This is a genomic window from Sorangium sp. So ce124 (assembly GCF_051525235.1).
GTDB classification, from domain to species: Bacteria; Myxococcota_A; Polyangia; order Polyangiales; family Polyangiaceae; genus Sorangium; species Sorangium atrum.
On record NZ_CP150312.1, the window covers coordinates 10188534 to 10197500 of the forward strand.

General features: G+C 72.0%; 7 protein-coding genes. 2 read left to right on the forward strand and 5 right to left on the reverse strand.

Going from position 1 to position 8967, the window contains the following annotated elements; genetic code table 11:
* Window positions 1-2: 2 nt before the first annotated feature.
* The 4 genes from WMF19_RS38295 to WMF19_RS38310 all read right to left on the reverse strand — a co-directional run bounded on the left by WMF19_RS38295 (window position 3) and on the right by WMF19_RS38310 (window position 5973).
* Complete coding sequence (locus WMF19_RS38295; RefSeq protein ID WP_437894896.1) at window positions 3-1880, reverse strand: hypothetical protein; 1878 nt, start codon at window positions 1878-1880, stop codon at window positions 3-5.
* A gap of 34 nt (window positions 1881-1914) precedes the next feature.
* Window positions 1915-4092: a protein kinase domain-containing protein gene (locus tag WMF19_RS38300; RefSeq protein WP_437894897.1), complete on the reverse strand. Its 2178-nt coding sequence runs from the start codon at window positions 4090-4092 to the stop codon at window positions 1915-1917.
* 108 nt (window positions 4093-4200) lie between these two features.
* A complete protein-coding gene (locus WMF19_RS38305; RefSeq protein WP_437325228.1) occupies window positions 4201-5592 on the reverse strand; it encodes an ABC1 kinase family protein in 1392 nt (463 codons plus the stop codon).
* A 42-nt stretch (window positions 5593-5634) separates the two neighbouring features.
* Window positions 5635-5973, reverse strand: coding sequence for a DUF3634 family protein (locus WMF19_RS38310; protein ID WP_437894898.1), 339 nt, complete (start codon window positions 5971-5973; stop codon window positions 5635-5637).
* 226 nt (window positions 5974-6199) lie between these two features.
* On the opposite strand from WMF19_RS38310, the gene nadA reads away from it, so the two are divergent.
* Window positions 6200-7159, forward strand: a complete 960-nt coding sequence (nadA, locus tag WMF19_RS38315) for a quinolinate synthase NadA (protein WP_437894899.1) — start codon at window positions 6200-6202, stop codon at window positions 7157-7159.
* A gap of 21 nt (window positions 7160-7180) precedes the next feature.
* Here the strand turns inward: nadA and WMF19_RS38320 are convergent, their stop codons facing one another.
* Window positions 7181-8014, reverse strand: coding sequence for a hypothetical protein (locus tag WMF19_RS38320; protein ID WP_437894900.1), 834 nt, complete (start codon window positions 8012-8014; stop codon window positions 7181-7183).
* A 157-nt stretch (window positions 8015-8171) separates the two neighbouring features.
* Between WMF19_RS38320 and WMF19_RS38325 the strand changes: the two genes are divergently transcribed.
* Entirely contained in the window at window positions 8172-8717 is a 546-nt protein-coding gene (locus WMF19_RS38325; protein WP_272102681.1) for a DUF4920 domain-containing protein, read from the forward strand.
* Window positions 8718-8967: the final 250 nt, after the last annotated feature.

Genomic DNA, 8967 nt, shown 5'->3' on the forward strand with positions numbered 1-8967 from the left:
GTCTACGGCGACAGGAGCACGACGAACGCGTCGGTGCCGTTCGCCGCGTGCTCGCCGAGGCCGAAGTCGATCTTCCCCTCGGCGGTGCCAGAGAGCGCGATGACCTTCGTGCTCGGCGCGATGGCCGCCGCGTTCGACTTCTGGTTGCCGGCGGCGCCGAGCACCTTCCCCCAGAGGTGGTTGCCATCGGGGTCGAGCTTCGCCACGAAGGCGTCGAAGCCGCCGCCGCCGGGCAGCGGCCCGCCGCCGAGGTCGACGACGCCCTGGACCGAGCCGGTCACCACCACGGCGTTCTCCGCGTCCGTGGCGATCGACGTGCTCTCCTGCGTGCCGTCTCCGGCGAACCACCGCGCCCACACGGGCACGCCGTCGGGGGCGAGCGACGCCACGAACGCCGTCTGCACATCGTTGGCGGGGAGCGTGCCGGCCGGTCCGAAGTTGAGCTCGCCCATGTACGTCCCGGTCACGAGCACCGCGCCCGAGGGAGCGACGGCGATCCCGGTGCCCGCCTGCGACGCCGTGTCTCCATAGTCCGAGAGCCAGACGCCATTCCCGCCGCTGTCGAGCTTCAGGACGAACAGGTTCGGCCCGAGCCCGGTGTTCTTCACCTGCCGGGAGCCGACGGTCAGGGTGCCGTTGTACCGGCCCGTGACGAACACGCTGCCGTCGTTGCCGACGGCGGCGCTGGTCGCGAACTGGTTCTTGTCGTCTCCGTAGATCCTCGTCCACACGACGGCGCCGAGCGGATCGTACTTCCGCACGAAGATGTCGGTGCCGCCCGCGCTGGTGGCGCAGATCGGGTTGCCGCCCGGGACGGGCGACGCCGCGCAGAGCAACGATCCGCTGAAGTAGCCGGCGATCACGATGCTTCCGGCGGGGTCCACCGCGATCGAGCGCAGCGTCTGATCCGCCGCGTCGCCGAGCTGGCGAGCCCAGCCTTGCTCGCCCTTCTCTCCGCTCATCGTGACCACGAAGGTGTCGAGCGCGTTGACGCTGCTCAGCGTCGTGCCGCCGAACGTGAACGAGCCGTAGAACGTCCCGCCGAGCACGAGGTTGCCCTCGGGCGTCACCGCGAGCCCGTTGAGCGTCTCGGCGCCGCTGCCGCCGAACCTCACGCTCCAGCGGTGCTGTCCGGAGGGGTCGAAGCTCGCGACGTACGCGTCGGAGGTGCCGATGCTGACGAGGGCGCCCGTCTCCTTGCCGGTCAGGTTGATGGTCCCCGAGAAGGTGCCGCCGATATAGATGTTTCCCTGCGCGTCGACGCCGACGCTGGTCGCGCTCTGGGTGTTCTGGTCACCGTAGAGGGCGCCCCAGAGCGGCGTGCTGCAGGCGAAGCCGTCGCAGTCCTCGTCGGTGTCGTCCGTGCATGTCTCTCGTTGCGGGGTGACCTGGCCGCCGCACGGCCGCCATGACGTGCCCGAGAGGTCGCACATCTGCAGCCCCACCGCGCAGAGCCCCACGCCGCTCGTCCCCTCGGGGCCGCTGTAGCAAGTCTTGATCTGGCCCGGGGTGCACACGCACCCTGCGTCGGGCTCGTTCGTCGCGCCGTCGCAGTCGTCGTCCACGGTGGTGCTGCAGTCCTCGGGCCTCGGGACCACGGCGCCTTCGCACTCGCCGAAGCTCTGGCCGTCTGGCTGGCACCTCCGCACGCCCGCCGCGCACACGCCGACACCCTCGGTGTCTGCCGGGCCGGGATAGCAGGGCTGCACGTCGCCGACGCTGCAGAGCGGCGCGCCTCCACCGTCGCCGCCTCCACCGTCGCCGCCGGCGTCGGGACGTGGGCCGATCGGCACCGGGTCCGAGCACGCTCCCGAGAGCGTGAGCACCAGCGCAGACCCGACGAGCATCGATCGCGCGCGCGGGGTTGTCCTCGTCACCATGAGGGGGCGGAGCTCCATGTTCGGCGATCTGGCTTCAGTCCTGGCGTGATTTTCTCGTCCGCTGCTTCTTCTTGGTCAAGTCGATGATGAACGTGCTCGCGGGCGGCGCGCTCGCCGGAGCGTTCGGCGCGTCCGGGCGCATCGTCTCTGGCTCGTTCGCGTTGCTCCGCGCTCCTGGCTCGTTCGTGTTGCTCCGCGCTCCTGGCTCGTTCGCGTTGCTCCGCGATTCGTCGGTGCTCTCCGACGACGGGGAGAGCTGGGTCGGCCCGGCGCTCGCGCTCTGGGCCGGCAGCAGATCGTGCCGGACCGCGTCGTTCTGGGATTCGTCGCGGAGCGCCATCCAGACCGCGAGCACGCTCACGATCACGAGCGCCACGCCGCCGAGCGCGAGCGGGATCACGAGCTTCGGCGGCAGCCTCGGCTGAGCGTGGCGCGGCGCCCACGCGGCGGCCGGCTGCTCGCCGTAGGGCGCGCTGGCGCTGTGCTGCGGCGCGGGCGCGCCGTAGGCCGAGCCTGTGTTGTGCAGCGACGAGCCTGTGTTGTGGAGCGAGGCGGGCGCGCCGTGCGGCACGCCGGCGCTGTGCCGCGAGGCGGGCGCGCCGTAGGCCGGTCCGGTGTTGTGCAGGCCCGAGCCTGTGTTGTGGAGCGAGGCAGGCGGGCCGTGGGGCGCGCTGGCGCCGTGCGCCGGGGCGAGCGCGCCGTAGGCCGGTCCGGTGTTGTGCAGGCCCGAGCCTGTGTTGTGGAGCGAGACCGGTGCGCTGTGGGGCGCGCTGGCGCCGTGCGCCGAGGCGGGCGCGCCGTAGGCCGGGCCGACGTTGTGCAGACCCGAGCCTGTGTTGTGGAGCGAGGCAGGCGCGCTGTGGGGCGCGCTGGCGCCGTGCGCCGGGGCGGGCGCGCCGTAGGCCGGGCCGGCGTTGTGCAGGCCCGAGCCAGTGCTGTGGAGCGAGACGGGCGCGCTGTGGGGCGCGCCGTGCGCTCCGGCGTGGCCGGCTCCGGTGTTGTACAGGGCCGACGGCGGTCCATTCGGAGCGCCGGGGACGGCCTGCGCCATGCCGGGGTGGCCTCCGTGCGCCTGGGCCGCATCCATGGCGCTCCCGCGCGGAGCTCCGTGCGCCGCCATCGTGGCGGCCTCCCACGAGGACGCCCCGCTGTTGCCTGGACCGAGCTCCGATCCGATCGCGGGCGCCGAGCCCATCTCGTTCCACCTCGCGCCCGACGGGGCCGCGGGCCGCGGCGGAGGCTCGGCCTGCGCGTCCGACGAGGCGGCCGCCGCCAGGAGCATCGGGGAGAGCTGCGGCGCGCCCGCCGACGGCACGTCGCCCGCCGCGAGGCGCGCCGACGCGTGCGGCGGCGCCGCTCCATGCAGGAGCGCGCGCACGTCGGCCTGCATCGTGCGGGCGTCCGGGTAGCGCCGGTCGCGATCGAACGCGAGCGCCCGGTCCACGACGAGGCACAGCCCGTGCGGCGTCTCCGGCGCGACGCTCGCGAGCGGCGGCGCCGCCATGGTCGCCATCTTCACGAGCAGCTCGGACTCCGTGCGCGCCTCGTGGATGCGCCGCTTCGCGATCACCCGGAACATGGTCGCGCCGACGGCGAAGAGGTCCGCCCTGTGGTCGACCGAGATGCCGCGCACCTGCTCCGGGGCCATGTACGACACGGTCCCGAGCGTCGCGCCCGTCCGGGTCCGCATCGCCGTCTTCACGCCGTCGCGCATGCGCGCGATGCCGAAGTCGAGCACCTTGAGGCGCCCGGTCTTCTCGACGAAGAGGTTGTCGAGCTTGATGTCGCGGTGGATGATCCCCTGCCCGTGCGCGGCTCCGAGCACGTCGAGCAGCTCATCCATGAGCCGCAGCATCTCCCCCATATCGATGTTGCCGAGCCGCTGGAGCCGGTCGGCGAGCGACTCGCCGTCGAGGAGCTCCATCACGAGGAACGGCGCGCCGTCCTCGGTCACGTCGATGTCGCGGATCTCGACGACGCCGGGGTGCTGGAACCGATTGACGGCCTGCGCCTCGCGCTCGAACCGGGCGCGCAGGTCCTTCGAGCGCGCCACCTCGGGGTGGAGGATCTTGATCGCCTCGCGCCGCCCGATCTTGTGGGTCGCGGCATAGACGGCGGCCATCCCGCCGATCCCGACGAGGCGATCGATCGTCCATTTGCCCCGCAGGGTCGTTCCTACGCGCCTTTCGCAGGCCGCCCTCTCGTCGTCCATGCCCCGATCGAATGTCACAGCGTGCGGGATCGAGGTCAAGGTGAGAGCCGCGGCGGAAGCGACCTCGGCGCGCCTCTCCGCGCCGACGAGCCTACCAGCGATCCTCGCTCAATCGGGGACAGGGTGCACCCCGTCGCGCACCCAGGGATCGATGGTCCGCCGGAACGCCGCCTCGGTCCGGAGCCCCGCCAGCACGGACGCGAGCCCCCACTGCAGGCGATTCACGAACGTGAAGTCCTGCGGCATCTTCGGCACGTGGGGGATGGTGGGCATCTTCTCTCCCTCCTTGAGGGCGAGCCCCCGGATGCCGCGGGTCAGGTACGCCACGGTCTCGCGCGCCTTCTCCGGGGAGCACTTCCAGGTCCCGTGCGTGCACAGCGGGACCATGAGCTCCATCGTGTAGCTCCGGTAGAGATCCCAGCTCTCGTCGGCCGGGTCGTAGCCGAGCACCTCCACGCACGCCCGGTCGAACTCCTTCCAGTCCGCGTCCATGGCCGCGCGCATGTAGCGCTTCATGCCCTCCACGAGGTCGGGCGGGAGCTGCTTCACGCAGCCGAAATCGAGGATCGTGACGCGGCCATCCTCGTGGAAGCGGTAGTTGCCCGGGTGCGGGTCGGCGTAGAGCCAGCCGTACCGGAGCATCGAGCGGAAGGTGAAGCGCCAGATGGAGAGGCCCGCGCGGTTCTTCGCCTCCTGGCTGCCGCGCTCGCAGAACTCGGCGTAGCTCATGCCGTCGACGAGCTCGAGCGTGAGGACGCGCCTCGTGGTGAGGCTGTGGTGGATGCGAGGGATGTAGACGTCCTCGTCCCCGGCGTTCATGCGGCGGAACAGGTCCGCCATCTCGGCCTCGCGCGCATAGTCGAGCTCGGACAGGAAGACCTTGCGGAGCTCGTCGACGGTCTGCCGGGCGTGCAGCTTCTTGGCGAGGGGCGCCATCATCGCCTCGAGCATCGAGACGCTCTTCAGGTCGTTCTCGATGGCCCTGTCCATGCCGGGGTACTGCACCTTCACCGCGACCCGCTCCCCCGACCTCGTCGTGGCCCGGTGCACCTGTCCGATGCTCGCCGCCGCGAACGGCTCCCGCTCCCACGCCGCGAACACGTGCTCGGGCGGGGCGCCGAGCTCCTCGCGGATCATCTGCTCCGCGGCCTCCGGCGACAGGGGCGGCGCCTTGTCGAGCAGCTTCTTCAGCGTGGCCTGGAACTTCTCTTCGTATCCCGGCGGCGCGAGCCCGTCGATGTAGCTCGCCATCTGGCCGAACTTGAGCGGCAGGCCCTTCATCTCGCCCAGCGTCTTCAGCATCGCCTCGGCGGTCTTCTTGACCTCCTGGGCCATCCTCCGCCGCGCTTCGGCCTCCTCCTCCTCGGTCCGGGTCGCGCCGAGGACGCGCTTCGCGCCCTCGATGGCGAACGGGATCGTGCGGGGCGCGAGGCCGGCGAGGCGCGCGAGGCGCCCCAGCTTGGAGGTCGGCGGATTGTCTCGGGGTTTGTCGTCGGCCATGCGGGACTGACTCGCTAGGGTGGAAATGTCGGCGCGGAGGGGTCATGCGCCCGCGCGGCGCTTCGGGGCCGCGCGGATCTTCGGAACCGGCCACATGGAGACGGTGTTCCTCAGCTGCTGAGCCTGCTCGGGAGAGATATCCCCTTCCACGTGGACCCGGGCGCGCCGGTCCTCGACGACGACCCGCACCGCGCCCCGCCCGACCGGCGCTGCGCGGAGGACGTCCGTGATGTCGTCGAGCAGCCGCTGCGGCATCCGGCCCCGGAGCAGCCGGACGTTGCGCCCCTCGACGCGCACGCAAAATAGCTCATTTGCGCGCAGGAGCGCCACGACGAGCGGCACGACGAAGGCGAGCAGGGCGACGGGGATCAGGAGGGACATGGGTGGCCGCCCACGACGAGAGCTCCTCCCCAGGCCCACCGCGGGCCTCGATCGTGAACCGGTGCCGGCCGTTGTCAACGACGGACGCGGCGGGCTCTAGGGTGCCGGCGGGCGCCGAGCGCCGCGCGGGCTGCGCGAGATACGCGATGCGACGTGGAGCGCCCGCGAGCTCCGCGCGGCTCGGGGCCCTGGTCAGCGCGCCGCGCGGTGCCTACCTTAGGTAGCCATGACGAGCGCCGCGCCCCAGCCTGCCGCCATCGATCCGCGCCTGGATCTGCACGACGAGATCAGCCGCCTGAAGCGGGAGAGGAACGCCGTCCTCCTGGCCCACTACTACCAGGACGGCGACATCCAGGATCTCGCAGACTTCCTCGGAGACTCGCTGCAGCTGGCCCAGCAGGCGAAGAAGACGACCGCGGACGTCATCCTGTTCGCCGGCGTGCATTTCATGGCCGAGACGGCGAAGATCCTGAACCCCGAGCGCATCGTCGTGGTCCCCGATCTCGCGGCGGGCTGCTCGCTCGCCGACGGCTGCCCCGTCGACCGCTTCCGCGCCTGGCGCGCCCGGTACCCCGGCGCGGTCGCGATCTCGTACATCAACTGCTCCGCCGAGGTGAAGGCGGAGAGCGACTACATCTGCACGTCGTCGAACGCGGAGAAGATCGTCCGCGCGATCCCCGAGGAGCAGGAGATCCTCTTCGCGCCCGACAAGAACCTCGGGCGCTGGCTCGTCGAGCGGACGGGCCGCCCGATGCGCCTGTGGCAGGGCAGCTGCGTCGTTCACGAGACCTTCAGCCTGCGCAAGATCGTCGCGCTGCGCGAGCGCCACCCGGACGCGAAGCTCATCGCGCACCCGGAGTGCGAGGAGCCGATCCTGCGCATGTCCGATTACATCGGCTCGACGACCGCGCTGCTCAAGTACACCACCGCGGACGACGCCCGGAAGTACATCGTCGCGACGGAGAGCGGCATCGTGCACCAGATGCGCAAGGCGTCGCCGCAGAAGGAGTTCATCGAGGGGCCGCCCGAGGGCAACTGCGCCTGCAACGAGTGCCCCTTCATGCGGCTCAACACGCTCGAGAAGGTCTATCTCGCGCTGCGCGATCTCGCCCCGCGCCTCGAGATGGCGCCCGAGCTGCGCGAGCGCGCGCGCGTCCCGATCGATCGCATGCTGGCCCTCAGCTGAGCTCGGCGCGCGGCGCGGCGATCACAGCACGAGGGAGAGCCCGAGGGTCTGGACGAACGAGCCTCGGGTCTGCGGCAGCGCGCCGATGGTGCGCCGCCGCCCCTGGGCGTCGATGGCCTGGCCTTCCCGGGTCACGTCGCCGCCCCGGCCCAGCACGAAGGCGCCCGAGGTCTCCAGCTCGATCGTGAGCCAGCGGGGAATGACGTCGAACGACACCCCGAGCCCCAGCGGGATCTCGACGTACGAGGCGCCGCGCTCGCGGACGGTGAACTCCCCCCCGGGGTCGGAGACCCGCATGCGGTCGAAATCGAACCGGTCGTAGCCGACGCCGACCGACAGCCACGAGCGGGCGCGCTCGCCGAGCGGGAGCGTGGGCGCGAGGCGGGCGCCGAGCGCGAGGGAGCGCACCGTGGGCGCGCCGTCCTCGCGTGGCTCTGCCGTGATCGGGCCGGGCTGCGCGAGCGCGCCTGTCTGGAGCGCGAGCTCGTGCTCGGCGTGCACGAAGAAGGCGGAGAAGCGCAGGTAGTCGAAGATTTCCCAGCGCGCGTGGACCCCGACGCCGACCGCGGGCTTCAGGCGAATCCCCGTCGGCTGGCCCGCGGCGTCGTTCGAGCCGAACCGGTTGACGAGGGCGATGTCCGGGCCGATCTCGATGTGCCTGGCCCACGGCAAGCGGGTGCGGGGTGGCGCGGGCGGCAGCGGCGGCCGCGGAGGTCCCGGTGGCTGCTCGGCCGAAGCGGCATCCTCGGAGGTCGCGGCGCTCGAGGGCTCCTCGGCGTGCGCGGTCGAGGCGAAGGCGAGCGCGACCGCGCACGCCGCCGTGCCTCGTCCCACGCGGGCGCGAGCGGTTCGCATGCCCGCCCTTGTAGCAGGCTTTTGGGAGCGGCCGAGCCGCCGGCTGCGCTCGCGCCCCCGCCGGCTGCTGCGGGCCGCCGGGCGCGCTCCGCCGCCGCCGGGGTACTGCTCCCTGGGCCGGTGGCAGGGGCCCGTCGGGTCGGGCAAACTCGTCCCCATGCGAGCAAAGCCCATCGCCTCCCTGTTCTTCCTGGTCCTTGCGCAGCTCGGCTGTTCCGCCGAGCGCAAGCCCGACGCCGAGCCGGCTCCCGGGGCTGCGCCTCCCGCGACCGCCGAGGGCGCATCGCCGATGCAAGCGTCGGCCTCCGGGATCGCGCGGCTCGAGAAGAAGCAGTTTGGCGCGCCCATCACGGAGAGCTCGACCACGCCGCTGCCGGCGCTCCTGCAGGAGCCGGGCAAGTTCAGCGGAAAGACAGTCCGGACCGAGGGGGTCGTCTCGGCCGTGTGCAAGTCGATGGGCTGCTGGATGGAGATCGCCGACGAGTCGGGCAGCGCCCACATCAAGATGGCGGGCCACAGCTTCTTCGTCCCGAAGGACGCCTCCGGTCACCGGGCGGTCGTCCAGGGCAAGATGGTCGCGGGCGAGGCCGAGGAAGGCGCCGCGTGCGGCGCCAAGGACAACTGCCGCGGCGAAGCCGAGAAGCAGACGGGCCGGGTCGCGAAGATCGAGCTCGAAGCGACAGGCGTGCAGTTCCTGGACTGACGGCGCGGACGGGGAGGCGAGCGTCGCGGCTCGCCCCAGAACCGTGGGCGGCGAGCCTGCGGCTGCCCGGCCCCCGAGGCGACTCTCCAGGCAGCCCGAGCGCTCCCTCAAAAAAAGTTCTTGCGCATCCCGGCGATGGGACGTAGAAAGCGCGCCCTGTTCGGGACGCGCCGCTTCGGCGGTGGCCCGACGGCGAAGCCCCAGGAGGCCAGCTCGTTCAACGAGCTGCGCGGCTGGGGTCGTGCGCCAC

What these genes read in the sequence shown, in the direction of transcription:
- WMF19_RS38295 (WP_437894896.1), bottom strand. Translation starts at nt 1,880, where the DNA reads ATGGTGACGAGGACAACCCCGCGCGCGCGATCGATGCTCGTCGGGTCT.
- WMF19_RS38300 (WP_437894897.1), bottom strand. Translation starts at nt 4,092, where the DNA reads ATGGACGACGAGAGGGCGGCCTGCGAAAGGCGCGTAGGAACGACCCTG.
- WMF19_RS38305 (WP_437325228.1), bottom strand. Translation starts at nt 5,592, where the DNA reads ATGGCCGACGACAAACCCCGAGACAATCCGCCGACCTCCAAGCTGGGG.
- WMF19_RS38310 (WP_437894898.1), bottom strand. Translation starts at nt 5,973, where the DNA reads ATGTCCCTCCTGATCCCCGTCGCCCTGCTCGCCTTCGTCGTGCCGCTC.
- nadA (WP_437894899.1), top strand. Translation starts at nt 6,200, where the DNA reads ATGACGAGCGCCGCGCCCCAGCCTGCCGCCATCGATCCGCGCCTGGAT.
- WMF19_RS38320 (WP_437894900.1), bottom strand. Translation starts at nt 8,014, where the DNA reads ATGCGAACCGCTCGCGCCCGCGTGGGACGAGGCACGGCGGCGTGCGCG.
- WMF19_RS38325 (WP_272102681.1), top strand. Translation starts at nt 8,172, where the DNA reads ATGCGAGCAAAGCCCATCGCCTCCCTGTTCTTCCTGGTCCTTGCGCAG.